The sequence below is a fragment of the Leptospira johnsonii genome (assembly GCF_003112675.1).
Lineage (GTDB): Bacteria > Spirochaetota > Leptospiria > Leptospirales > Leptospiraceae > Leptospira_B > Leptospira_B johnsonii.
Map to the genome: position 1 here is coordinate 48,066 of NZ_BFAY01000011.1, position 23,362 is coordinate 71,427.

Consider the following 23,362-nt stretch of genomic DNA (forward strand, 5'->3'; position numbering starts at 1 on the left):
CCATTCCGGGACCGCCTCCATTTCACTTTCGGAAAGCGGAAAAATTCTGTAAAGTCGTTCTTGTCAAATCGGTGTTTTGGATGAATTTTCCCGAAATCACACTTAATTTTTAGTCCGCTTGCGGTTTAAACTTACGTTCCGTTTTTCCGATCTCTTCGTCGCTGATCTGGTATTCCAATTGGAGGAATTCTCTGAAATCTATTGACTTATGATGGTCCCGGTCTCCGTCGCATTGGCGGTTCGCTTGGACAGATTTTGTCACACCTGCTACAGTAATCGGCTTTAAGGTCAAGTTCTGGGTAACAGGACATACTCCAGGCTTAGGAGACAATCCATTATACGCGCAGGTTCCTCCACCTTGTACTTCTTCCGGTTGTGGATCCAGACCGTGCTCATTCTCGAAAGTCGGATAATTTTCACCGTTATAGAAACGACGGTACATTTTTCCCCAGATTGGAACTGCAAGAACTCCCGCAGCCTGACCTCTTCCGAGTGAGATAGAACTCTTATCGAATCCAAGCCAAATTACGGTAGTGAGCTTAGGATCGAATCCGCAGTACCAAGCATTTGTAAAAGAAGAAGTAGATCCGGTTTTTCCGGCAGCGATCCCTTTATAATTTCCTTGGTCAGGAGAATGGAGTCCGTTCGCTGCAGTTCCTCCCATAGCAACCATGGTTAACATTTTGCGAAGAATATAAGCTGTGCCTTCGCTGATGATCTGAATAGAGCCGTCTTCCGCTTCTTTGTCCAATTCTTCTCGGACTTTTAGCTCTTCGTTATAAATTACATTTCCTGACTGATCGATCACATATCGAACGGAAAGTGGGATCACATTTCTTCCCTTGTTTGCGATGATAGAATATCCCACCGCCATTTCGTAAGGAGAAAGTTCCGCAATCCCCAAGGCAAGAGCAGGACTTGGCATAAATCTGCTCTTATCAGCTTTTGTTAAGCGAGAAGCAAAATCTATTACTGCATCCGCTCCAGTGCGTAGGAACACCTGCACGGAAACGATATTTAAGGACATGGAAAGCGCTCTGGAAAGAGGAACCATCCCTTGGAAGTCTCCATCGAAGTCCTGTGGAGACCAACCTTCTCCTTCTTCCGTCAAAGTTGTCAAAGGTGCGTCCATGATCCCAGTTCCGGAACCTACAATACGTTCCGAGATCGCAGCGCCATACACAAAAGGTTTGAAAGAAGAGCCAGTCTGTCTTCTGGCCTGGACCGCGCGATTGAATTGGTTTTTAGGAGTGAATTCATATCCTCCTACCATTGTTTCTATATAACCGTTGGTATGATCTATCGTAATAGCAGCACCTTCTACGTGAAGGTTCTTACCGAATACTGCAGTTCTTTTTTGGAATTCAGTAAAAGCAGCGGACTCATTATCCGCAGGAAGAAGCAAGCTGAGCACATCCGCTGTATCGATGAGTTCTTTTTCCAAAGCCACTCTGAAATTTGCCTTATCATCCAAGCGACTCACAAAAGGAGGAGCTACAGGAAATAAGGATCCGATAAAATTATAAAGTCCTACCAGGCCTCTGTCCGCGCCGCCCGCATAATTCACGGTAACACCTGAAACCAGATCGTCGTGTTTTTTAAGAGCCTTACGAAGTTCGTCCTGAGCGATCTCCTGTTTGCGGATGTCCAGGGTGGTATAAATTTTTAAACCCCCGCTGTAGATCCGATCTTCTCCCAATTCTTTTAATAATCTTTGTCTGACGAATTCAGTAAAATGTGGGGCCCTGTTCAGTTTGGTTCCCCAGGTGGATTGAGAAGGAGACTGGGTGATTACGATCGGCCAGTATTTTTCCCAGAACTCATCGTGGATAGTCTGCACCTTATCTTCCGGAACAAATCCTTGGGAAGCCATAAGTTTTAAGACTTCTAGGTGTGCTCTTTTAGAAGCAGCAGGGTTTTTATAAGGAGAATAGTCCACAGGAGCTTTAGGAAGTCTTGCAAGAAGTGCTGCTTCTGCTACATCCAAATCAGATACGTCCTTGTGAAAATATACATCCGCCGCAGAAGCAAGTCCGGTAGTTCCATGGCCTAAGTATATTAAGTTAAAATAAATTTCTAATATCTCTTCTTTGGAATATTCCTGTTCGATCTGAAGAGTAAACAGCGCCTCTACGAATTTACGAATAAAAGATTTTTTCCTATTATTCAAAACGGTTTTAGCAAGCTGCTGAGTAAGAGTGGATCCACCCTGTTTGATCCTACCGGAGATCACATTGACTGCCGCCGCGCGAAGGATTGCGGAGAAATCTATCCCGAAGTGATTGAAAAAGTTATTATCCTCTACGGAAAGGAAGGCTTGGACCACATGAGGAGGAATGTCTTGGTATTTTAGAAGCTGCTGCTTATGACGATACAACTCAGCATACACCACACCGTTGATGTCGTATAAACGAGTGGGAGTGGTAGGTTGGTAAGAAGCTAAGATCGCAAGCTCTCCCCCTTCGTCCACTTCCGCGATAATGTATCCGAAAAACAGACCGCCCAGTAAGGCTAAGACCAAAAGTGTTTTTGTAGCTCTGTGAATTCCTTCGCTAAATAGATTCATACGAGTTCGAATTTCATTCCTTCCCTAGCCAAGACTATGGATAGGTCCTTAGCTCCAAGATTTTCAGCATGGGTTCTGGCGTCATCCAAGATGATGGCTAAAATTTCGTCAGAATAGGCGGGTTCATGGTGAGTCAAAGCCAGTTTTTTGACCTCCCAAGAAGAAGCACAATTGACCGCCATAGTATAAGAAGTATGTCCCCAATCGAATTTTTGGAAGGATTCATCCAGGGTGTACTGAGCGTCCAAAACCAGAAGCTCCGCCCCTTTAAAGAAAGGTTTTTGTTCCTGGATCAGGGGGAAATCCTCACCATTGTATTCTGCGTCTGTCGCAAAAATGAAACTTTTTCCGTTTTCGGTGAATTTATAGGCGATGGAGCCTCCAGGATGTTTGAGAGAAAGCCATTCTATTTTAACACCGCCGATTTCCAGGATTTCTCCCTTTTGGAGCCTATGGAAATTTCTTTCAGAACCGAAATGATCAAAATGGATAGGGAAAAATCTAGGCTCTTGCTGGTATTTTAATCTTTCCGGAAGATCCTCTAAAGGAGAATAAAAAGTAAATTTATTTCCGGGGATGTACAGAGGTTTGAAAAACGGGATCCCATGGATATGGTCCCAGTGGGTATGCGTGAAAAATACGGAAGCTTCTCCCTTTCCTTGCCCGAATGTTCCTCGGACTAGATCTTCTCCCAGGACTCTGGCGCCGGTTCCTAAATCCACAACCAATTCCACCCCGGAAGAACCTAGGATCCGAACGCAGGTGGTATTTCCACCGACCACATAATTCAGAGGTTCAGGCAAGGCGTCGAACCATTCGTCGGGAGAAGAAAAAGCTTTTCCCTCCGACTTGGCGGCCAGTCTCAATATGGAAATTACTTTCTCCCTGTATTCCTCGTTTGATAAGGGGGAAGGAATAGATCCCCGGACTCCGTACAAGAAGATTTCCATCTTAGGAACATTTACTATATTTCGCCCAAACTGTCAAAGGAAACAAAATCCGGATTTAGGTTGTCGTTCGAAAGGAAAAAAGAAAACTAGGGAGTCAATGGCGTCTTTCTCTAGCGGATTCGGTGTCTCAACCTCTCCACTCGTTCGTAAAATTTTGATCTTAAATATAGCGATCTTCGGGATAGAGTTTATTCTGAGCCTGACCTCTCCCGGGATCCTATTGGGCATACTGGGAATTTTCGGTCTGAGTCCAGATCTGGTCCTGGGAAAGTTTTTCGGCTGGCAGCTTCTAACATATAGCTTCTTCCACTCTCCTAATATATTAATTGGATTCCTATTCGAGATGTTCGCTTTCTGGATGTTCGGCTCTGCATTAGAGTCTCATTGGGGAACCAGGAATTTTTTACGTTATTTTATGTTCTGTATCTTCGGGGGTGGGGTCTCCACGATACTCGCTTATTTAGCAGGATTTCCCCAAGGCACAGTACTCGGGATTTCCGCAGTTCTATACGGGCTAATCACAGCTTACGCATTGATCTGGCCGAATAGAGAACTTTTGTTTTGGGGGATCTTTCCTATCAAAGCCAAGTATCTGGCGGTTTTGATCTTACTAGTTTTGGTACTTTTAGGATTACAGGCAGGAACTCCAATCGCAAACGGAATCGGCGGCTTTGCTGCAGGCGGGCTCTATTTCCTATATTATACTAAAATAAAATATAGGTTCGGGATAAAACTTCCTAGCTTTTCTTTCTCCAGATGGAGACAAAAAAGAAAAATGGTTCGCTGGCAAGAAGAGATGAAAACCAGAGAAGAAGCAAAGGAAGAAGTAGACCGTCTCTTGGAAAAAATCTCCAAAGAAGGAATGGGCTCCTTGAACAAAAAAGAGAAAAAATTCCTGAAGGAAGCATCGACCAAATATTATGAGGCAAAGGATTAATTTTGGCCGCGCCAGCTCGCGATGCTCTAGTTAGGATCTATGCTCAATCGCGGAGATCACTCGAAGGAAAACATTTGTTGATAACCCAGTTTAAAACCCTGGTCGTAGGTATTATCTTTTCTCATTCCATATAAGCCGCTAAAGAAAACTCTTCCTCCATCTCCTATCTTATACTGAACTCCCGGGTGAAGATTAAATGAATCTGAACGAGGAGCCGGGATCGTATCTTCCACCGACATACGATAGGTAGTTTCCAGAAGAAGGACCCAGTTCGAATTCGTTTCATAAGAAAGTGTGGCCCCCGCCTCCATATAACGATAGTATCTATCTTGGACAGGATCCCTGAATTTGGAGTCAGTTTCTCTTTCGTACAGACCGAATGCTTGGAACTTCACTTTACCGAAATCTAATACAAATCCTAAATGAGGCCGGACCAAAAGTAGATCAGGATTTCTTTGTCCGATCCAAGGTTCGGATACAGAAGGTCCGTAAACATTCACACCTCCTCCTATCGAAAATATCCCGAAAGTGAAAAATGTTTTTAGACCTGCTTTCCATCTATCCCAACCGCTCCAAGGTGTTGTCTGTGTAGCATATTGGTCCACATATCCGTAACCTGCAGAAAGAGAAAAATGATCTCCTAATTTCAGTTCTCCATCCAAAGAAACTTTACGGTTCCGATCATAATCCTTAGAATTCCTATATTCCTGTGCCTCCGCACTAATTACAAAAATATTATATACTCCTATGGATTGCCCCCAGACCGGATATGGGATCACAGTTTTATCCGAACTTAAAATATCCGTAAAAGGACTTAGGAAAACCAAAAGGAATAAGAACCTATACCTCATATTAAGAACTCCAACCAGAACTCAGGTAAGGTGGCTCTTAAGTATTCTCTCACTCTCTGGGAAAGAATTCCATATCCTTCCTCAGTAAGGTGACCTCCGTCCAATAACATCTCGCCATGGATCAGATCTTCCGGATCGATCCGCGGTAAGAAGGTCACCTTCTCCTTCATTTCCAAATTGATCATAGAGGCTGCTTTCACCGGCCAAGGAAGTTGCACTGTCCATACATTCAGAACGATAATATAGTCGCAATGGTCGTTCAGAATTTCCAAGGTCTTGAGTTGCCTTTCTACTGTGGCGTCGACCTCTTCCCAAGTTGGTTCGAAATTATTCAGAAAGTCGTTAACACCGCCGTTCAACATACAGGATCTATATCGTCCTGTCTCGTTTTTGGCTGCCTCTTGGATCTCGTAGGTCCTTCTACCCGGAAACGCTTTCTTATAGGTCTCGAATTCAGGAAACTGTTCTTCCACAGGCCAAAAGGCAGAGATACTATCTCCGAAAAGAGCGAAGCTAGGTTTGTACAATTTAGATTCTTTAGATTGGAGCTCCCTATCCTGCACGCATGCTCCTAAAAAAAGAGCAGACGCCAAGACAACAACTGAAAACCGATCAAAAACGACCTTGGTCTCCGAAGGCGACAGAAGAAACTCCATCTTTTTTAAATAGCAAATCATATTCATTTTTCATAATGCTCTACAAATTAAGACAAGAGAAGGAAGAATAATGTTCCAATTTTCCTAAAAATCGCTTCGTGGTGACCGAAGTTCAACTAAACTTAAAGTTCACTTTAATATTATTAATTTATAATATACATTAGAACGAAGTTCATTTTTGATAAAAATAAAGAGTTAGAGATATTCCTTGAGGAAGAAGATGGGATGAACATTAGAACCGGCTCTCGAATATAAAAAAGAAGACTACAGTCCGTAGTAAACCCATGGACGAAAACTATAGTCCCATAGACTCTGGTCTCGAAGTGCGGACTTTTATACTAGACCAAAAATCCATCAGGACACCTTATTATAATCTAGCTTTGGAAGAAGCTCTCGCAGTCCAACTAGTATCCGGAGGATATTCCGGAGGGGTTCGGTTTTGGGAAGGACCGAGGTCCATTATAATGGGTCTCTCCGAAAAACCGGAACTAAGCGCAGGAAAAGAAAATATAGAAAGCTTCCTAGCAAAATTCCAAAAAAGACAAGCTCCTAAAAAACCTTCTCCAGATGATCCGGTCTATTTGGCCAGAAGAGCAAGCGGCGGAGGGACAGTAGTTCATGAGCCGGGATGGAATCTGAACTTCAGTCTTTTTGTTTCCTTAGAGACAAAACCGGAACTGTATCCTGTCTCTAACTCTTATAATATATTCTTAGGTCTGATATCTTCCGCTTTGAACAAACAAGGACTCAAAACAAAATGTAAGGGCAAGTCGGACCTGGCCTTGGAACTTTCTCCGGATGTATGGAAAAAGATTTCGGGTAACGCTCAGTTCAGAAAGAAGAACTGCATCGTGCAACATGGGACCCTGATCTTGGATCCAAAGCTTATTCCATTGGTGTCGGACCTCCTACCCCATCCTCCGGAAGAACCGGAATACAGAAAAGGCCGAGCTCATGAGGAATTTGTTACCTCCTTACCTGCCTCTTTTTCGCCGGGAAAATTCAAACAAGACCTTTCCCTTTTATTTGCGGATTATCTGGGGGTTGAAATCCTAGGTACCGAGGCGGATCCTTCCTTCTTTCGAAACGTTCGCAAAGTGGCAGATCGGCTGTTCCAGGAAAAATATTCAGATCTAGGCTATATTCTGGGAGAATGATTCTCACAGGCACCACAGAGGAAAAAATGAAATACCTTCCCCAACAAGACCCCGAAATTTTCAAAGCCTTACAAGCGGAAGACCAGAGACAGGAACAAAACCTGGAAATGATCGCTTCCGAAAACTTCGTGTCCAGACCCGTTTTGGAAGCATATACTTCTACGCTTACCAATAAATACGCGGAAGGATATCCGGGAAAAAGATATTATAATGGATGTGTAAACGCTGATATAGTGGAATCTCTGGCGATCGAAAGAGCCAAAAAGATCTTCAAGGCAGAATACGCAAACGTTCAGCCTCACTCCGGCGCACAGGCAAACATGGCAGTTTTCTTGGCTACCTTGGAACCTGGAGATTCTTTTTTAGGAATGAACCTGGCTCATGGAGGACATTTGACCCATGGTTCTCCAGTAAATATCAGCGGAAAATATTATAAACCGATCCCGTACGGTGTGGATCCTAAAACGGAAACAATTGATTATGATGCTCTTGCTTCCCTTGCAAAAGAACATAAACCTAAATTGATCGTTGCAGGTGCTTCTGCATATTCCAGAACGATCGATTTCGACAAATTCGCAGAGATCGCAAAATCCGTAGGCGCAAAACTTATGGCGGATATCGCGCATATCTCCGGGTTGGTCGCTACAGGTTACCATCCTTCTCCGATCGATAGTTTTGATTATGTTACCACTACCACTCACAAGACCCTCAGAGGACCTAGAGGCGGATTAATTCTTTCTAAATTAGAAAATGAGAAAGTATTAAACTCCAGAGTATTCCCTGGGATCCAAGGTGGACCTTTAATGCACGTGATCGCTGCAAAAGCGGTCGCATTCGGAGAAGCTTTAACTCCTGATTATAAAAAGTATATTGAAACGGTACTCGCCAATGCAAAAACTTTGGCAGAAGTTTTTGTAAAAAGAGGATTCAGAGTAGTGAGCGGTGGAACAGACAACCACCTGGTCCTACTGGATGTATCCGTAAAAGGACTGACCGGTGCAAAAGCGGCGGACGGTCTGGACGAGGTCGGGGTCACAGTGAATAAAAACGCGATCCCATTCGATAAAAATCCTCCTGCAGTCGCATCCGGAATCCGCTTAGGAACTCCTGCGCTTACCACTAGAGGATTGAAGCCCTCCGATATTGAAAAAGTAGGAAATCTGATCTGTGATTTCTTGGACAATCCGGACGACGAAAAGACCAAGGAAAAAGTCAAGGCTGGAGTGAAAGAAATCACCCAACAATTCCCAATGACCAATTTCCGATTGGATTAAAATTTACGACTTCTCCGGGAAAAATTTCCGGAGAAGTCATTCATCCTTCCTCGAATTCTTCTCTCTTCCCCTCTTCCAAACTCAGGAAACATCTTGACTACTTTATAATTCCATTTAATATCTTTGCATGTTCATATTAGGTCAGGACCCCGGTAGCCCTATCCTGATTTGGCCAGAGTTCTCATGGACTCCCGTTATCAGCGGAGCGATCTTTTTAGTCCTCCTATTCACTGTAATCTATCTATTGCAACGTTATCTACGCAGACAAAACCGTCTCGCATTAGAACACAGAGCAAAGATCGTATCCAAACTACAGCTCCACCATTTTAATTCTAAGGACACGAATCTTTTTCACACATTCTTGGACCAAGTTGATAACGCCGATCTGAAACGATTGGCCGAAGATCCCTCCTGGTATCGAAAATATTTCCTTCCGGAGTTTTTACAGTTCCTGGCGGAACAAAGTAACCTTCCAGCATGGAAGGATATTTTGATCGTGCATGCTTTGGACCATTTGATAGAAGATCATAAAGCCACTGCCAAAAACTTTATTACAGCTATCTTAGAAACTGATTCTGAGGAAAGGTTTCCTGCCTTATTAGGTATTCAAGACCTGGACGAAAATTCCTTAAACAGAGCGATAAGAGCCAGGATCTATACCAAAAAAGTAGGAGCAACGTTCTCTCTCACGAGATACGAAAGAATGCAGATCTTAGTTCCGGACGAGAACAAACAATGGCTCAAATCAGAAGCGATATTGATCTCCCAAGAAGGAACAAATCTTACTCTACAGATCAAAACGGCTCCAGAACTAGACGAGAAAAAAACGGAAGAATGGATCGAAACTCCTAAAACAAGTCCCGCTGGACCGGCTCATCCGGGTGCTATACCGGACGAATACATAAATAGCCTGGGCCAAATATTAGAATATTCAGGCCTGCATCCAAGCACCTGCGAAGAGATCAGTCGGTTAGTAAACGCATACAAAGAACATCCAGGCTTGATACGCAGAAGGCACAAACAAGAAGATTATAAAATATTAATACGATTGTACAAAGTTTGTTATATAAAATTCCGCTCTCAGGCTGCAAATATTCCGAAACCTGTACTTCTATTTATACACTTCTTCTTTTTGGATGAAGGTTTAGTCTCCGCAAAAAGACTACAGGATCTAGAGCTCTCTATCGCTACATTAAAATCCTCAGTCACAGATCGTCATTACCGAGAAGTAAAACTTTCAGTACACCTACTCCCTGATTGGTTAAATTTGATACTTGCGGGTAAAAAGAATCCTTCCCAAAACCATTTGGGACAAACCTACGATCAGATCCAAAAATCGAATCTGCGCTGGAACCAAGAACCGGAAGCAAAGAATATAACGAATAAAGAATATCTTTTGCATATTCTTGACTGGGAATTGGAAAACATACTTTATATGGGACTTTTAGGAGTCTCCTTGAATCCGAATTTTGCCTATCCGATCCTATCCGAAGATCAATTTTACGGAGCTACAGAAGCAAATCTTACTCTTCCGGACAAGATTCTATCCAATGCGGAAAGAGTTGGACAAATAGATACAGGCATCTTCCAAAGGGAAATAACTGCAATTTCTAATACGGATCCAAGCCATACCGAACAGTATAGAAAAGAATTTTTTGCGGACTGCATCCTTCTTCCTTATAGCGGAAACAGAGGAGTTCTCTGGCAAGAAACAAGTGTAGGTAACCAGGATTATAGCAGGTTATTATTTCCGGTAGTCATGACGGAGAATGCTACGTTAGTAGTCACCAAAACCCTGGGTGAATTCCGATGGGAAACGGAAAGAACTTTAAGAGGCAGAAAATGGAAGGACCCCATCCCTGCTTCTCTTACCTCGGAATATTATTCCTATTTGGAAAATTTCCAAAAAAATCCGAACCTAACTGTGGAAGCCAAGAAAAGAATAGAGCAACAATGGATAAAGGTCGGAAAGAATATCAAGGATATGTTTAGCATAGACTATGCTTACTGGATCCTCATGGAAGCGGAAGGAAAGCCCAGACTCAATCGGGCAGTTAGGGAAATCCTGAATCGTTTTGTTCCGATCCAGATCAAGCTGTGAATTCTAACCTGTGTCCTACTTAAACTGAGCAAATAGTTCAAATCAGAAAACAAAAATATGTTTTCAAGCTATGGTCTTTTTATTTCTATATTATACGTCGCCCTATGGTTCGATTCCAGAAATAAAACGTAAGAGATCCAAATTGAAATATTTATTCTCCAAAAATGAATCCGAATTACCCGCATTAAACGGCTTAAGAGCCTTATCCATTTTTTTAGTGATCTTATTCCATATGGGTACCGGTGCTAGTAGCATTTTAAAAACGGATAATGATATCATAAACACTATCGCTCAGAATTTCAGAACAGGGGTAGACCTGTTCTTTATGTTAAGCGGTTTTTTAATCTACGGTGGCCTATTAGATGAAAATTTTAAGACCTCCAATATAGACTTAAAGACATTTTATCTAAAGAGAACACTAAGAATCATGCCAGCATATTATATTTGCCTGTTAATTAATTTTCTCCAATCAAAAAGTATATACAAATTATATGAAAAACTACCAAATCCGACTCTTACACAAATTACCGCCCACGAAACATTGGGAAATTCTTTAACTAATTCCTGGGCAGACATCTTATACATTTCAAATTATTTTCATGACAGACTCTTTTATTTTGGCTGGTCTCTTTCCATAGAAGAGCAATTCTACCTAATAGTCCCAAGCTTATGCCTTCTTCTACTTTTTAAAGTTAAAGATAATACAAGAAGGGTCTTAGTTTTAATTCTATTTTTCTTACCTTTGCTTTTAAGAACGACTTATTATTTTGTAGGAATAAATAGATTCTGGATAGATACCCATACTGAAACAAGATTTGATGCGATTGTGATCGGAATGCTTATAGCCGAATTAGTAAGATGGCGACCCTCTTACTTTAAAAATGAAAATCAAAGAACAAACTTAATTCTCTCAATCGGATTTTTGATTTCCCTGAGCATTTCCTTTCTTATAAAACGAAGCACAGGAAATCTAGTTTTTATTTTTACATCTTTTCAGATTGCCTATAGTCTTCTCTTCATCTTATCTCTAATTGAAGGTAGTTTCTGGAACAAACTCTTAAGCCTTTCCATATTTCGGCCCGTTGCCAGGGTGAGTTATACAATGTATTTATGGCATGGAACTTTACTTTCATTGTCCATTTACATTCTTTCTAAAATATTTTTAAATGGAAAAATCGGAATTTTGGCCTTTCTATGTATAGGTGTTTATTCAACACTGTTTGTGTTTATACTCTGCATCCCTATTTTCTACATAACCGAAAGACCTTTCTTGGCACTGAGAGATTACCTAGTCAAAAGAATGAAAAAAAAGAAAAACGAAACAATGGTCCCGAACTAAACATCTATCTTTTGAATTGTTCCCAATCTTCTCTGGTCAAAAGATAAACCTTGCAGTCTCCCATTCTGCTAAAGTTTTTAAATCTCCATGTCGCGACTCGAAGAGAGATTTTAGGTTCTTTCATGGAAATATAATATTAGATAATTCCTTTAATTTCCAGGAATATTAAGATCATGGAAGAAGTAACTCCCACTAAAAGACAACGATAACTCCATCTCAAATATCTATATTTTGTAAAGTAGAGGGATTTTCCCAAATTATATAGATCTCTAGTCAATGCCTCATACAAAGAAGAATCTTCCGAAGCGATCTCTTCCATCTTAGTCATAAATTCTTTTTCACTCAACGGAGCAAAATGTCCGAAAAACAAAGGATTTATTTTACCGTTCTTTTTCTGTTTGAACGTAGGCATGACTGCAAGTATAGCTAAGCTTGCTGCGATTACGATAAATACCATCAGGGTCAGCAATCCTGTTCTATAGACCGGCCTTTGAACATAGCCCAAGGAGAGTGAGAGTATTACAAATGAAGCGGCGATCAAAATATTTGCCTTTTGGTCCGCCATTTGGCTGAGTTGAGAATGATGTTGGTGAACGGTCCTAAAAAGGTAATCTACTGCAGAACGTGCGCGAACCGTTTTGAAATGATCTGATTCCATAGCTCCAAGGATTTGGTAAAATCATTTTCGACAAGACATAAATAGTTATAGCCCATAGCCCAAACTCCTCTTTTTGGAATTCCAACACTTCATTTCACTTTACATATTTCAACATATCATTTATATAGTATATATGTATTTAGGTCCCCTGGAAGGTTTCCAAGACCAGTTGTTTCGCCCGGTCCTAGGCTGGAGCAGGGACAATGTCGGGCTTTTAACAGGAAGGCAGGGAATCTACAAACTGGCGCTTCGTTGGGAATACGCATTTGCGGTTTCCGGATTCCAGGTTTTTAATTTGGACTGCGCCATTCGTTTCGACGTGTTTACCATCACTGAAGAGACCAGAAAGAGGAGAGTATCTCCCGAGGCTCTTTTGGAAAAGATCCTAGTGCAGAGAGCATTCACTCCTTATCAAATCTTGGACTCCTTATGGGAGATCTATTCTTCTACAAAAGAAAATACGATCTACTTCATCTTAGCTCCCTGCAAACAATTCTTCGATGGAGATGTTCAGGACGACGAGGGTCTTTTTCTTTTGGAAAAGTTGGTATTATTATTGGAACGTATGCGTTCCAAACAAATCCCGATCGTGCTTGTGGAGTCCACAAAATACACTCATCCCAACTTTCAAAAAATTTTTCCCAAGTTAGTGGAGCTCTCCGAAGATCTTTGGGAATTAAATGTGGTGGAAGGTCATTCTTATCTAAAGATCAGAAAAGCGAAATCTATATACGAGATCGGAACGGATCCGAATTCCAAACAGGAGTTTATTTATGGGTAGGACGGTTATTCCATATTCTAGGCAAATGCAGTATATCGAGTCCAGTCTTGGACAATACAGAAGAGGGCTTCGTAAACCGGACCAGGAAATTTTTGACGAATTGATCCGAACTGCAAAACTCCAGGTGCAGGCAGGAGTAATGGCTTCTTCTCCCTATCCGATCGATATCATGCTTCTTACGATGATGATCGATCTAAAAAAGGAAATACTTAGATTAAAAAAAGAATCGGAAGCTCTTCGGAAACAAGAATGAATCTCCAAACTGCCAAGGGATATCTGTTCGACGTTTATCATGCGGAGGACATGGTATATCTTTGGTTAAAAAATGAAGAAGGTGTACCCCAACTCTTCTTAGATAAATTTAATCCGATCATCTATGCAAGAGGAGAAGCCGGCCTACTTAAAAAATTAGTAAAACGCCTTTTCGAATTAGATGCCATCCAAGACATTCCGGTTTATGAAAATAGAAACCTATTCTACGAAAACAAAACAGTTCCGGTCCTAAAAATTGTAATCACCAGACCTTCTATCCTTCCCAAGATCAGCCGTAAATTATACGCTCTATACGGGAAATTCGAGATCTATCATTCAGATCTAGATCTTCCTACCAGTTATATGTTCCAGAAAGGTCTCTTTCCTTTATGCAAAATGGAGATCGATTATACAGAAGATCCTGGAGCGAGAAGAGTCGTAAATGTCAGAACAGAGGACTCTCCTCTAGAAATGGACTACGAGGTCCCCAAATTCAAGATCATGTATTTGGAACTCAAAAAAAGTCACAGGATCAATCTAGAAAATAATCCTTTGATCGTAAGAACGGATACGGACTGCCATGAATTGTCCGGAACAAACCCCAAAAAATTATTAGAAAAACTAGATATACTTTTAAGGGAAGAAGATCCGGACATTCTTCTTACCCGGTATGGAGACCAGGTCATTCTACCCTACTTGTTCTACCAATCACAAAGACAAGGATTTCTACCCGCATTGGACAGGGATAGGACAACGCCCATCCGAAGAAATATCAGCACCAAAGGAACCAGTTACTTTACCTACGGAAATATAGTGTTCAGGGCACCTTCTTATCCTTTATTCGGAAGATGGCATATTGATTCTAAAAACAGTTTCGTGTATAAGGAAGCGGATCTAATGGGAGTCGTAGAGCTCGCGAGACTTTCCAGACTTCCTATGCAAAAAATGGCGAGAGCATCTACGGGAAAGGCGCTCACTTATATCGAAACGGACGTAGCATTAAGAAGAGGTTATCTAGTTCCTTGGCAAAAAAGTGCGGTAGAAGCTCCTAAAACGGCCCTCCAATTACTGGAAGCAGACAAGGGAGGATTAGTTTTTCAGCCGGATGTCAGTTACGGAAAAATAGCGGAGAACGTTGCACAATTAGATTTTGCGCAAATGTATCCAAGCATCATGGCAATGCATAATATTTCTCCCGAATGTGTAAACTGCCTTTGTTGCAGTTCCGACGAAACAGTTCCAAAGGCCCCGGACATAGGATATCGTATATGCAATAAACGTAAAGGAGTTGTTTCAGAAGCCTTGGAGCATGTATTGGAAAGAAGGGCGTATTACAAGCGGCAATCCAAGATCACTTCCGGAAAACAATTAGAAGATTACGAAGCTAAACAAGCCAGTTTGAAATGGATGTTAGTCACTTCTTTCGGATACTTGGGTTACAGGAATGCAAAATTCGGAAGATTAGAAAGCCACGAAAGTGTAAACGCATTTGGAAGAGAAAAACTTCTACTCGCAAAAGAAACCGCAGAAGAATTCGGTTACGAGTTTGTTCACGCGATTACTGACAGCATTTTTATTAAAAACCACGATTCTTCTTCTTTAACTTCCTCCGAATTAGATTCTTTGTGTTTAGAAATACAGAAGAAGACCGGGATCAGAATGGAAGTGGACGGGATCTATACCTGGTTACTTTTTCCCCCTTCCAGTCAGGATTCTGAAATGCCTGTGGCAAACAGATATATGGGAAGATTCCAATCCGGAAAATTGAAATGTAGAGGAATAGGAGCCAGAAGAAAGGACCTACCTTCTTTTATCACAAGCGCTCAAAGTGAAATGTTGGAATGGATGAAGACCAAGGTCACAATCAAAGATCTGAAAGAGTCTGAATCCGAAATTTTATCCATCTATCATAAATACGATTCCATGATCCGTCAAAATCATATTTCACCGGAAAATCTACTACTTGTCAAATCCAGCTCCAGAGAATTGGAAGAATACGAAGTAATGGGAGCCACTGCACTTTCCATGATGAAACTTAAAGATTTGGGAATGGATGTGCAAGCAGGAGAGAAAATAAAATACTTAGTATTGAACCAAAGATCAAAAACAAAAGATAGAAGATACATGCCGGAAGAAGAATTACAACTCTATCCGAACAAGATCAAAAAGACAGGTTTCGACAATGAATATTATAGAAAAATGTTGGTTGGGGTCTTCAGAGAAGTTTGGGCGGAATTTGCATCCTTTAGGGATTTTGATTCTCTCATAGATCCCCAAGGAAAATTCGACTTTTAAATTAAAGAGCACCCTTTTGCATTAACTCTAGATTTTTAATATACCTGTCCCTTTCTCCAGGATGATCCGATTTACCCTTAAACTCCAAACCTAAAGTCAAATTTCCGTCCTCATCTTTACCCCACCAACGGATCGCTGCTGAAACAGTCAAAGGAGCCTGCATCTTAAAGAGAATATCGAAAATGAAATCTTCCTGCTTAGTTAGGGTATCTATCAGATTTGGATCATGGATCTTTACTTTAAGTCCTTTGGGAGAAGCATCGAAAACCCTGAACTTTTCGGTAGTTTTGATAGTATTCGATTCTTTGATCCGGCCCACAACCTCCTCGGAAAGTCTTCCCAGTTCCGTCAAATAATCTGAACTGAGTTTTTTATCCTTACTTTGTATCCAGATATAACCTATGGGGATCGGTTGGTCTGAATGGTTTTTGTAAATGATAGGGCGAATGAGTTCCGAAACAATTTTTTGATCCTTAAATTTCCGGATCATTGTCCCAATATCGTCGTCTACCTCTTTAGAATAATCCAAACGATCCGGACCGGATTCTGAATATGAATTAGCGTTTTGTGTATCTTCCAGCAATAAGGATTTGCGAGAACGTTTAACGATCTCGAACTTCCTATCTAACCCGGGTTTAAATGCCTCGATCACTATATTATCAGAGCTCGTCTTTTTCAGACGGTTTTTATAATCTTCTAAATTCACTTTTACCAAAGTCGGAATATTGAACATATTCGCTTCAATCACTGTTTTAGGTGTGATTAGATTCGTGACGACAGTTTTGCCATTAGGAACGTTGACCCTAGGACTTTCCCGATTCAATTTTGCGATGGCAAGTCTTTCTACCTTTAGTAGATAAAGATCCTTCTCTGCTTGTTGAAGAAATTGACAGTCAATTTCTATATACTTGGCCAGGATCTTGAATAAAGAGACCTTCTTCTCACCCGCTTCTTCCCAGTCTTCGGGCATACGGATCAGGACCTTTTCATCCTCTTCCAAATACTTTTTGATGACCGCTTTTTTATCAAAAGGATAGATCTTAAGAGAAAGTTCCTGATCTAATAGATATTTCAGAATGACATGCTTTTTCTGATCTTTGGAAAGGATATAATCTAATGCTCTGGAATTCTTTTCAAAATATTGCATAATCCGACTAAGACTTCTTTTAATAAACGAATTGATTCTTTCGGAATCAACTGACTCACAATTTATTCTTGGAATGTCTTTCCTATTCGTTTTTTTAAAGTAAAATCGACTTCTTTTGGAAAAAATTTTTTACCAAATTCTATCCATTAGGGGACACGGATCGACTAACGTATCCCGCAAACGGGGGAACTTGAAAACTAAGGAAAAATCCCCGAAAAACAGAGTTTTATCTGTATTTTCGTAAATCTATAGATCCCATTTGATACAGAACGAATTCCATATTAAAGAATTTACTTCTCGAAATTAATCGATTGACTAGCTCTAATTTTGGAAATAAATTATTAATCCAATTTTGAGTTTGGGGAATATATGAAAAAACTACTCGTCGTCCAGCTTCTCTTCTTGGTCTTTTCCGCTTATTCAAAATTTGATCTTTATGCGGACGGATGTTATATCTGCGCATCCGGATCGAGTTCCAATTGTAGGGACTACTGCAGTTATTCAGGCTCGGACACTTCTGAAAGTCGCAAAAAATGTGAGAAGTCAGGCTGTAAGATCGGAGGAACGGCAAGTTGTCCTACTGCCGTAAATTATAAAGTTTGTTCTGCTTCTATTTTCGATCCTCCTATCGATAAGAAAACCTTATTAGCATCCCTTCTCGCTAAATAGCTTCGAATCCCGGGGAATTGTCTATCCCCGGGTGTCTTTTCTTACTTTAAAGTATTTATAAAATCGCTAAGGTCGGCGCTGATTTTAGGAGAACTTACTTCAAATACCATGGGAGGATTCGTACCCAATGTAGGGCTGAACATTCCGAGACATTCCAAACTTCCTATCCCACATTCCTTAGGATTCGGAGAGACCCATAAGGCCCTCCATACAGAGTAATTATTATCGTATTCTAGTTCTTTGATCAGATTTAGGTTTTTATCATATACCAAAACTTTCGTGTTGGCTGCATACGCTTCATAAGAAGGTAGAATACCTAAAGTTGCTACGCTGAATAAACTGGAAAAGATGGTTACAAAGTTCAGGCCTATATGCCTCGTTTTTTCAAAAACAGGATAATGTAATCCCATGATATAATAATCATAAGGAAGATTTTTAAAGGAGAAGGTGTAATTCTCAGCCGTTTTTGAGATCTCTAAAAACTTTTCCAATTCTTTGATCCCAGTAGGACCTGTTACCTCTAAGAAAGACTTTGCGAATTTCGAAACCTTCTCCGCAGCTAAATCTTTCCTAATTCCATTCGGTTTATTTTCCCCTGGAATAGGAAAACTACCTCCAATCGGTTCTTTGATCGTACGGGAATATGGATCGGAAAGAGCCTCGAAGTCCACTGTCCCATCTGGATTTTTTAACTTAGTGGATTTGAACGTATTAAACCCTAAATAAGCGATCTTGAATTTTTTAGTCAGTTGTTTTGTGGGAACTCCTACATCACCGGTTGGGGCAAGAGAATATCTGGAAGCGCAGGCATTGGATAAAAATAAAAGTAAGATAGAAAGGACGAGTAAACGCATTTGGAAACCCTAAACGAATTTCCAGGAAGATTCCAGTAAAAAATTTACTTCGTTTATGGATTAAATTCTCAAACTTCTTCTTTTGAAGGGATTAATACCAACGCCAAACTGCATAGAGCGATCACTAAAGTGACCGGAGTAAATACGAAAGATTCTGTTGAATTGATAGAGAATATATTTCCTAAAGTATTCAAAGAAAAGATCGCGACCATGAACCAAATTGAGATCCGAACGATCGATTTAGGAATAGGGAGTTTGATAAATTCGGAATCGAGTGCGATCACTATTAAAAAGATAGAATTCAGAAGAATAGAAACCGATTCGAATACGACCATCTGTTCCCAAGTCTCCAATCGTCCTCCCCATACTATGGAAAATGGGACCGCACCCGATATGATGATCGTGTGAAAAATAATAGAACAGGAAAAAAACAAAAGGAGTAAACCTGCAGCGAACTTTCTGATCAGTATCTTTTTATTCATAATATCTATACTCGCTTATGCAAAAAAAATCCCCCAACGAATCAAATTCGGAGGGGGCTTTGTGAATTTTGAAACGGATAAAAGAACGTTTTCTTTTACTTTTTCAGCTCAGGTGCCAGATCTGCCAGAGGAACCTTGTCTTTGGGAAGGTTCTTGTAGATATCATATTCGAATCCGTCTGCAGATCTTCCTTTTGAATCAGGTCCTGCGTTAGGATCGTTTTTATAATTATATCTGTCTCTGTCTTCTCTGTCCAAGAAAGGTTTGTAATCGGAACGATAGGCCCATTTGAAAACGGAATCGTCAGGATTCTGAGCGACTACCAAACAAACCGGGTCCACCCAACCTTCGTTTTTCTCGGTCTTGATACGAACCAATTTTTTCGCGATATAGTAATGGTTTCTGTAATCATAAACTTTTACTACTGTTCCAACAGGAAGGAATTCCACGGGAACCGGATTGGATTGGTCATCGGAAAGAATTCCGACTTTAGGATCCAATTTACCTTTTTCTAATGTAGGGCAATTGATATTCCCTACGATTTGAGCGGTGTTGGAACAAGCTCCCAATGAGAGAGCTGCAATTCCGAGGATCGTAATATTTAATGCTAATTTTTTCATGATCCTTTTCCTTATTGGTGATGGTGTAAAGAGTCTTCCAATCTCGGATCTCCTACCGGGATCAAAGGAGCTTTTTCCAATCTTTTCAGAACTACCAGACCGAATAATCCGATCACTCCTACTACTGCTCCTAAAGATACCAAGTATCCGCCGAAGGAAAAATCTACGAAATTAGCAGGATATACTAACCAGAAAATCTCAGTAGCTTGAGTAAAGATAACCCAAAGAGATACTTTTAATAAGAAATCGATGTCTCTTTTGTTAGGACGGTTCAATAGGAGTAAGAAAGGAACCGCGAACTTGATCGCAGGCAATGCCAGTGTCAGATATTCCCATCCGCCAGTAAGCCTTTGCTCATAGAAGAAAGTTTCTTCCGGAATAGCGGCATACCAAATCAACATAAACTGAGAGAAACCAACATAAGCCCAGAATACTGTGAAACCAAGTATGAATTTTCCTAAGTCGTGGATATGGTTTTCGTTAACCAGATTTCCTAAAAATCCTTTTTTCTTCAGGTAATACGCCATGATCACGAAAGAAGAAAGTCCTGCCTGATAAGCTCCTGCGAAACAGTAAACTCCGAACATGGTAGAGAACCAGTGTGGAGTAAGAGACATGATCAACATGATGGAAACTAAGGAGAAGGAAAGTGCGAAGAATATGATATATCCTCCGGCTAACTTTGCATTGAACTGAGTATGTTTAACGTCTTTGTCACTGTCTTGCGTTACGGATTTCTTATAGAATAAGTATCCGAACGTAGACCAAGCTGCTCCTAAAACGACCACCATTGCGGAGAAGAACCCGATATTCAAAAGAGGCTTTTTGTGTTTTAAGAGTTTATCAGCTTCTACCGCTTCTGCGTGAGTCCACTCATATAGATCGTGAGCTCCCAAGATCAGAATAAGAAGAAGGACCGCTGCAACCGGAACGAACAGTCCATACGTTTCGGAAATTCTGCGAAGAGTTACCGGCCAATGAGCACCTGTGATATGTGCCAATGAGGTAAAGAAGATCCCTGCAAGTGTAATTCCCAAAATGAAGAATACGCCGACCAGATATACGGACCAAGCCGGATTGGAATGACCGCCTTCATGACGAAGTTCAGGATGTCCAAGACCGAAAGCCGCGAGGCCAATGCTTGCCAAACCTACTAGAATCATTCCTACCAGAGCGTTTCTGGTTTTGGAATCCAACTTAAAGTTGATTAAGTTTTGTTCTACTTTAACTTCCATTATTTACCAGCCGTTCTGTTGTCGTATTCTTGTAATTTACGAACATATAATATGATTTTCCAACGATCCTCGGTAGGAACTTGAGAAGCGTAACTTTTCATAGCTCCTTTTCCTTCGGTGATGATATGATAGATCTGTCCGTCGGAATAAGCTTTAGCGGTTGCAGATGTAAGTGCAGCCATTGGGCTTCCGTCGGATTGAGCCATATTCAAACGTGGAGCTGGACCTACTACGGTTCCATTTCCTTGTCCTCTAACACCGTGACAAGGGCTACAATACGTTTGGTATTTGATCTCCCCCTTTTGAAGAGTAGCCAGATCTCCTTTGATAGGATTCGCAAGTCCCTTATTAGGAAGAGCATCCAGAGATTGTGCCCAACCTGCATACTCGTACGGGAAATATCCCTGAGGAACTGCTCCTAAAGGAGGCAAACGTAAGGAAGTATTGTTCGGAAAATTAGAGTCCGCTTCCTGAGCCTCTCTTGCTGGAGAATCGGCCATGTCCGGCATATACTCCATAGGAGGAGTCTTAGACTCGCAGTTCCATAGGATCAAGCCCGCGAGAGAAAGAGCAAAAATTCTTTGCAGTGAAATCATCAAAATTCTCCTATTTCACCGTCTCGACATGTTTAGAGCCGAGGCCTTTGATAAAGTCGGTCACTGAACCTTCTGAATAATTCGCGGAGTTGGATGGGATCCAAAGTGCAAATTTGTCGGTAGTGATATCCGGATGTAAAACCTTACGACCGGTTTTTGGAAGTTTAGCCAGGAAGAACAAAGCTGCAGCTGTAGAAAGTCCAGCCATGAACACTGTAAACTCGAATGTGATCGGAATATACGCGAACCAAGCGTTGAAACTTTTTCCGGAGATATTGATCGGCCAATCGTATTTATGAGTTAAATACTGCATGGAGAAGCCGGTGATACATCCGAAAAGTCCCATGAAGAAGGTCACCCAAGGAAGTCCGGAGCGAGGAAGACCCATTGCGTCATCCAGTCCGTGAACAGGATACGGAGTAAAACAATCGAAGTTGGTGTAACCCTTATCTTTTGTTTTTTGAGCCGCGTCTATGATCTGAGCGGGAGTATCGAATAATCCGAAAACCCCATGTTCTGTTTCTTCGAAAGTATGAAACTGTTCTTTCTTAGGAGTATACATTAATGATGACCTCCATCTTTATGAGGCATTACTGTTTTCACTTCTGCGATCGCGATTACCGGAAGTAATCTACAGAACAGAAGGAACATAGTGAAGAAGATACCGAAGGTTCCGAGTAACATCATGAAGTCGTAAACCGTTGGAATGTATTTATCCCAGCTGGATGGCAAGAAGTCCGCGTGTAATGTCATTACGATCACGAAACGTTCGAACCACATACCGATGTTTACGATGATGGAAACGATGAACATCACAGGGATGCTGTTTCTAAGTTTTTTAGACCAGAACACCTGAGGCGCAAACACGTTACAGCTGAACATGATGAAGTATGCCCATCCGTAAGGTCCGAACGCTCTGTTTACGAAGGTAAATCCTTCGTATTCGTTTCCGGAATACCAAGCCATGAAAAACTCAGTGGAGTAAGCAAGACCAACGATCAAACCGGTAACCATGATCACCTTGTTCATGTTTTCCAAGTGTTTCATGGTGATATAATCTTTCAGTTGGAAGACTTCCCTTGCAATTACCATTAAGGTGACTACCATCGCAAATCCGGAGAAGATCGCACCGGCAACGAAGTAAGGAGGGAAGATCGTAGTGTGCCATCCAGGAACGATGGAAACCGCGAAGTCGAAGGATACGATCGTATGCACCGAAAGAACCAGAGGTGTAGACAATGCAGCGAGGATCATCGCAACAGTCTCTAAGTGAGACCATGCTTTATTGGATCCGACCCATCCGAAGGAAAGAATATCATATACCTTTCTACGAAGAGGGGTAGTCGCTCTATCTCTCACAGCTGCGATATCCGGGATCAAACCGATATACCAGAAAACAAGAGAGATACTCAAGTAAGTGGAAACCGCGAAAGTATCCCAGATCAGAGGAGATCTGAAGTTCACCCAAAGAGGTCCTCTTTCATTCGGATAAGGGAATAACCAGAATCCCATCCAAGGACGTCCTATGTGGATGATCAAAGTAGATGCAGCAGTTAATACCGCAAAGATGGTCATCGCTTCTGCGGCACGGTTAATACCAGTTCTCCACTCTTGGCGGAACAGATAAAGAACCGCAGAGATCAGAGTTCCAGCGTGACCGATACCGATCCAGAATACGAAGTTTACGATAAAGAATCCCCAACCAACAGGATTGTTGATCCCGAGGATGTAAAGACCTTCGTATACCAAGTATCCGATGATACCTAAATCGATTACGGTAATGGTAAGAGCCAGAATGAAAGCCTTCCACCACAAGGAAGTGGGGAAAGCTTCTACCGGCTTGAGGATATCCTCCGTAACGTCACGGACGGATTTACCGCCAGTGACTAAGGGTTGGATATCCAGGGCTTCTTTGATTGCGTTAGGTATAGACATAGCGCTT

At 41.3% G+C, this 23,362-nt stretch carries 22 protein-coding genes; 9 read left to right on the forward strand and 13 right to left on the reverse strand.

All coding sequences use genetic code 11. The annotated features are described in order from the left end of the window. Positions 1-109: 109 nt before the first annotated feature. Positions 110-2,566: a penicillin-binding protein 1A gene (locus tag LPTSP_RS09030; protein WP_108928484.1), complete on the reverse strand. Its 2,457-nt coding sequence runs from the start codon at positions 2,564-2,566 to the stop codon at positions 110-112. Continuing rightward, positions 2,563-3,516: an MBL fold metallo-hydrolase gene (locus LPTSP_RS09035; RefSeq protein ID WP_108928485.1), complete on the reverse strand. Its 954-nt coding sequence runs from the start codon at positions 3,514-3,516 to the stop codon at positions 2,563-2,565. Before LPTSP_RS09035 ends, LPTSP_RS09030 begins: the two co-directional genes overlap by 4 nt. 97 nt (positions 3,517-3,613) lie before the next feature. Between LPTSP_RS09035 and LPTSP_RS09040 the strand changes: the two genes are divergently transcribed. After that, positions 3,614-4,453 (forward strand): rhomboid family intramembrane serine protease, encoded by an 840-nt coding sequence (locus tag LPTSP_RS09040; protein ID WP_108928486.1) that lies wholly within the window; start codon positions 3,614-3,616, stop codon positions 4,451-4,453. Between the two features lie 56 nt (positions 4,454-4,509). Here the strand turns inward: LPTSP_RS09040 and LPTSP_RS09045 are convergent, their stop codons facing one another. Then, entirely contained in the window at positions 4,510-5,304 is a 795-nt protein-coding gene (locus LPTSP_RS09045; RefSeq protein ID WP_108928487.1) for a hypothetical protein, read from the reverse strand. Beyond that, on the reverse strand, positions 5,301-5,867 hold the full coding sequence (locus tag LPTSP_RS09050) for an SGNH/GDSL hydrolase family protein (RefSeq protein WP_245915531.1): 567 nt from the start codon (positions 5,865-5,867) through the stop codon (positions 5,301-5,303). Before LPTSP_RS09050 ends, LPTSP_RS09045 begins: the two co-directional genes overlap by 4 nt. 416 nt (positions 5,868-6,283) lie before the next feature. Between LPTSP_RS09050 and LPTSP_RS09055 the strand changes: the two genes are divergently transcribed. The 4 genes from LPTSP_RS09055 to LPTSP_RS09070 all read left to right on the forward strand — a co-directional run bounded on the left by LPTSP_RS09055 (position 6,284) and on the right by LPTSP_RS09070 (position 11,831). Continuing rightward, on the forward strand, positions 6,284-7,117 hold the full coding sequence (locus LPTSP_RS09055) for a lipoate--protein ligase family protein (RefSeq protein ID WP_108929848.1): 834 nt from the start codon (positions 6,284-6,286) through the stop codon (positions 7,115-7,117). A 26-nt stretch (positions 7,118-7,143) separates the two neighbouring features. Further along, positions 7,144-8,391: a serine hydroxymethyltransferase gene (gene glyA / locus LPTSP_RS09060; RefSeq protein ID WP_108929849.1), complete on the forward strand. Its 1,248-nt coding sequence runs from the start codon at positions 7,144-7,146 to the stop codon at positions 8,389-8,391. A 127-nt stretch (positions 8,392-8,518) separates the two neighbouring features. After that, positions 8,519-10,492 carry a hypothetical protein gene (locus LPTSP_RS09065; RefSeq protein ID WP_108928489.1) on the forward strand — a complete coding sequence of 658 codons (1,974 nt, stop codon included), beginning with the start codon at positions 8,519-8,521 and terminating at the stop codon, positions 10,490-10,492. A 142-nt stretch (positions 10,493-10,634) separates the two neighbouring features. After that, positions 10,635-11,831, forward strand: coding sequence for an acyltransferase family protein (locus LPTSP_RS09070; protein WP_108929850.1), 1,197 nt, complete (start codon positions 10,635-10,637; stop codon positions 11,829-11,831). 136 nt (positions 11,832-11,967) lie between these two features. Here LPTSP_RS09070 and LPTSP_RS09075 read toward each other — a convergent pair whose 3' ends face one another. Beyond that, positions 11,968-12,489 carry a Pycsar system effector family protein gene (locus LPTSP_RS09075; RefSeq protein WP_108928490.1) on the reverse strand — a complete coding sequence of 174 codons (522 nt, stop codon included), beginning with the start codon at positions 12,487-12,489 and terminating at the stop codon, positions 11,968-11,970. A 133-nt stretch (positions 12,490-12,622) separates the two neighbouring features. Between LPTSP_RS09075 and LPTSP_RS09080 the strand changes: the two genes are divergently transcribed. From LPTSP_RS09080 to LPTSP_RS09090, 3 genes are read left to right on the forward strand one after another with little or no spacing between them, the layout of a single operon-like run. Then, entirely contained in the window at positions 12,623-13,270 is a 648-nt protein-coding gene (locus LPTSP_RS09080) for a hypothetical protein (protein ID WP_108929851.1), read from the forward strand. Next, positions 13,263-13,523 carry a DUF8156 family protein gene (locus tag LPTSP_RS09085; protein ID WP_108928491.1) on the forward strand — a complete coding sequence of 87 codons (261 nt, stop codon included), beginning with the start codon at positions 13,263-13,265 and terminating at the stop codon, positions 13,521-13,523. The genes LPTSP_RS09080 and LPTSP_RS09085 overlap by 8 nt, the downstream gene beginning before the upstream one ends. After that, on the forward strand, positions 13,520-15,817 hold the full coding sequence (locus tag LPTSP_RS09090) for a DNA polymerase domain-containing protein (RefSeq protein ID WP_108928492.1): 2,298 nt from the start codon (positions 13,520-13,522) through the stop codon (positions 15,815-15,817). Before LPTSP_RS09085 ends, LPTSP_RS09090 begins: the two co-directional genes overlap by 4 nt. Before the next feature lies 1 nt (position 15,818). Here LPTSP_RS09090 and LPTSP_RS09095 read toward each other — a convergent pair whose 3' ends face one another. Continuing rightward, positions 15,819-16,964, reverse strand: a complete 1,146-nt coding sequence (locus LPTSP_RS09095) for a DUF1577 domain-containing protein (RefSeq protein ID WP_108928493.1) — start codon at positions 16,962-16,964, stop codon at positions 15,819-15,821. 369 nt (positions 16,965-17,333) lie between these two features. Between LPTSP_RS09095 and LPTSP_RS09100 the strand changes: the two genes are divergently transcribed. Then, positions 17,334-17,633, forward strand: a complete 300-nt coding sequence (locus tag LPTSP_RS09100) for a hypothetical protein (protein WP_108928494.1) — start codon at positions 17,334-17,336, stop codon at positions 17,631-17,633. A 41-nt stretch (positions 17,634-17,674) separates the two neighbouring features. Here the strand turns inward: LPTSP_RS09100 and LPTSP_RS09105 are convergent, their stop codons facing one another. The 7 genes from LPTSP_RS09105 to nrfD all read right to left on the reverse strand — a co-directional run bounded on the left by LPTSP_RS09105 (position 17,675) and on the right by nrfD (position 23,349). Further along, on the reverse strand, positions 17,675-18,487 hold the full coding sequence (locus tag LPTSP_RS09105; RefSeq protein WP_108928495.1) for an Lp29 family lipoprotein: 813 nt from the start codon (positions 18,485-18,487) through the stop codon (positions 17,675-17,677). Positions 18,488-18,555: 68 nt separating this feature from the next. Further along, positions 18,556-18,969: a hypothetical protein gene (locus LPTSP_RS09110; protein WP_108928496.1), complete on the reverse strand. Its 414-nt coding sequence runs from the start codon at positions 18,967-18,969 to the stop codon at positions 18,556-18,558. Between the two features lie 95 nt (positions 18,970-19,064). After that, on the reverse strand, positions 19,065-19,589 hold the full coding sequence (locus tag LPTSP_RS09115) for an Lsa16 family lipoprotein adhesin (RefSeq protein ID WP_108928497.1): 525 nt from the start codon (positions 19,587-19,589) through the stop codon (positions 19,065-19,067). 11 nt (positions 19,590-19,600) lie between these two features. Continuing rightward, positions 19,601-20,824, reverse strand: coding sequence for a hypothetical protein (locus LPTSP_RS09120; RefSeq protein ID WP_108928498.1), 1,224 nt, complete (start codon positions 20,822-20,824; stop codon positions 19,601-19,603). Next, the gene (locus tag LPTSP_RS09125; protein ID WP_108928499.1) at positions 20,824-21,420 is read right to left on the reverse strand and encodes a c-type cytochrome; all 597 of its coding nucleotides are present in this window, start codon (positions 21,418-21,420) and stop codon (positions 20,824-20,826) included. The genes LPTSP_RS09120 and LPTSP_RS09125 overlap by 1 nt, the downstream gene beginning before the upstream one ends. A gap of 10 nt (positions 21,421-21,430) precedes the next feature. Then, entirely contained in the window at positions 21,431-21,982 is a 552-nt protein-coding gene (locus LPTSP_RS09130; protein WP_108928500.1) for a DUF3341 domain-containing protein, read from the reverse strand. Then, entirely contained in the window at positions 21,982-23,349 is a 1,368-nt protein-coding gene (gene nrfD / locus LPTSP_RS09135; RefSeq protein ID WP_024863936.1) for an NrfD/PsrC family molybdoenzyme membrane anchor subunit, read from the reverse strand. The genes LPTSP_RS09130 and nrfD overlap by 1 nt, the downstream gene beginning before the upstream one ends. Positions 23,350-23,362: the final 13 nt, after the last annotated feature.

Bases quoted from the DNA above. Each gene is read 5' to 3' on its own strand.
- LPTSP_RS09030 (WP_108928484.1), bottom strand. From the start codon at position 2,566: ATGAATCTATTTAGCGAAGGAATTCACAGAGCTACAAAAACACTTTTG.
- LPTSP_RS09035 (WP_108928485.1), bottom strand. From the start codon at position 3,516: ATGGAAATCTTCTTGTACGGAGTCCGGGGATCTATTCCTTCCCCCTTA.
- LPTSP_RS09040 (WP_108928486.1), top strand. From the start codon at position 3,614: ATGGCGTCTTTCTCTAGCGGATTCGGTGTCTCAACCTCTCCACTCGTT.
- LPTSP_RS09045 (WP_108928487.1), bottom strand. From the start codon at position 5,304: ATGAGGTATAGGTTCTTATTCCTTTTGGTTTTCCTAAGTCCTTTTACG.
- glyA (WP_108929849.1), top strand. From the start codon at position 7,144: ATGAAATACCTTCCCCAACAAGACCCCGAAATTTTCAAAGCCTTACAA.
- LPTSP_RS09065 (WP_108928489.1), top strand. From the start codon at position 8,519: ATGTTCATATTAGGTCAGGACCCCGGTAGCCCTATCCTGATTTGGCCA.
- LPTSP_RS09075 (WP_108928490.1), bottom strand. From the start codon at position 12,489: ATGGAATCAGATCATTTCAAAACGGTTCGCGCACGTTCTGCAGTAGAT.
- LPTSP_RS09080 (WP_108929851.1), top strand. From the start codon at position 12,623: ATGTATTTAGGTCCCCTGGAAGGTTTCCAAGACCAGTTGTTTCGCCCG.
- LPTSP_RS09085 (WP_108928491.1), top strand. From the start codon at position 13,263: ATGGGTAGGACGGTTATTCCATATTCTAGGCAAATGCAGTATATCGAG.
- LPTSP_RS09090 (WP_108928492.1), top strand. From the start codon at position 13,520: ATGAATCTCCAAACTGCCAAGGGATATCTGTTCGACGTTTATCATGCG.
- LPTSP_RS09095 (WP_108928493.1), bottom strand. From the start codon at position 16,964: ATGCAATATTTTGAAAAGAATTCCAGAGCATTAGATTATATCCTTTCC.
- LPTSP_RS09100 (WP_108928494.1), top strand. From the start codon at position 17,334: ATGAAAAAACTACTCGTCGTCCAGCTTCTCTTCTTGGTCTTTTCCGCT.
- LPTSP_RS09105 (WP_108928495.1), bottom strand. From the start codon at position 18,487: ATGCGTTTACTCGTCCTTTCTATCTTACTTTTATTTTTATCCAATGCC.
- LPTSP_RS09110 (WP_108928496.1), bottom strand. From the start codon at position 18,969: ATGAATAAAAAGATACTGATCAGAAAGTTCGCTGCAGGTTTACTCCTT.
- LPTSP_RS09115 (WP_108928497.1), bottom strand. From the start codon at position 19,589: ATGAAAAAATTAGCATTAAATATTACGATCCTCGGAATTGCAGCTCTC.
- LPTSP_RS09120 (WP_108928498.1), bottom strand. From the start codon at position 20,824: ATGGAAGTTAAAGTAGAACAAAACTTAATCAACTTTAAGTTGGATTCC.
- LPTSP_RS09125 (WP_108928499.1), bottom strand. From the start codon at position 21,420: ATGATTTCACTGCAAAGAATTTTTGCTCTTTCTCTCGCGGGCTTGATC.
- LPTSP_RS09130 (WP_108928500.1), bottom strand. From the start codon at position 21,982: ATGTATACTCCTAAGAAAGAACAGTTTCATACTTTCGAAGAAACAGAA.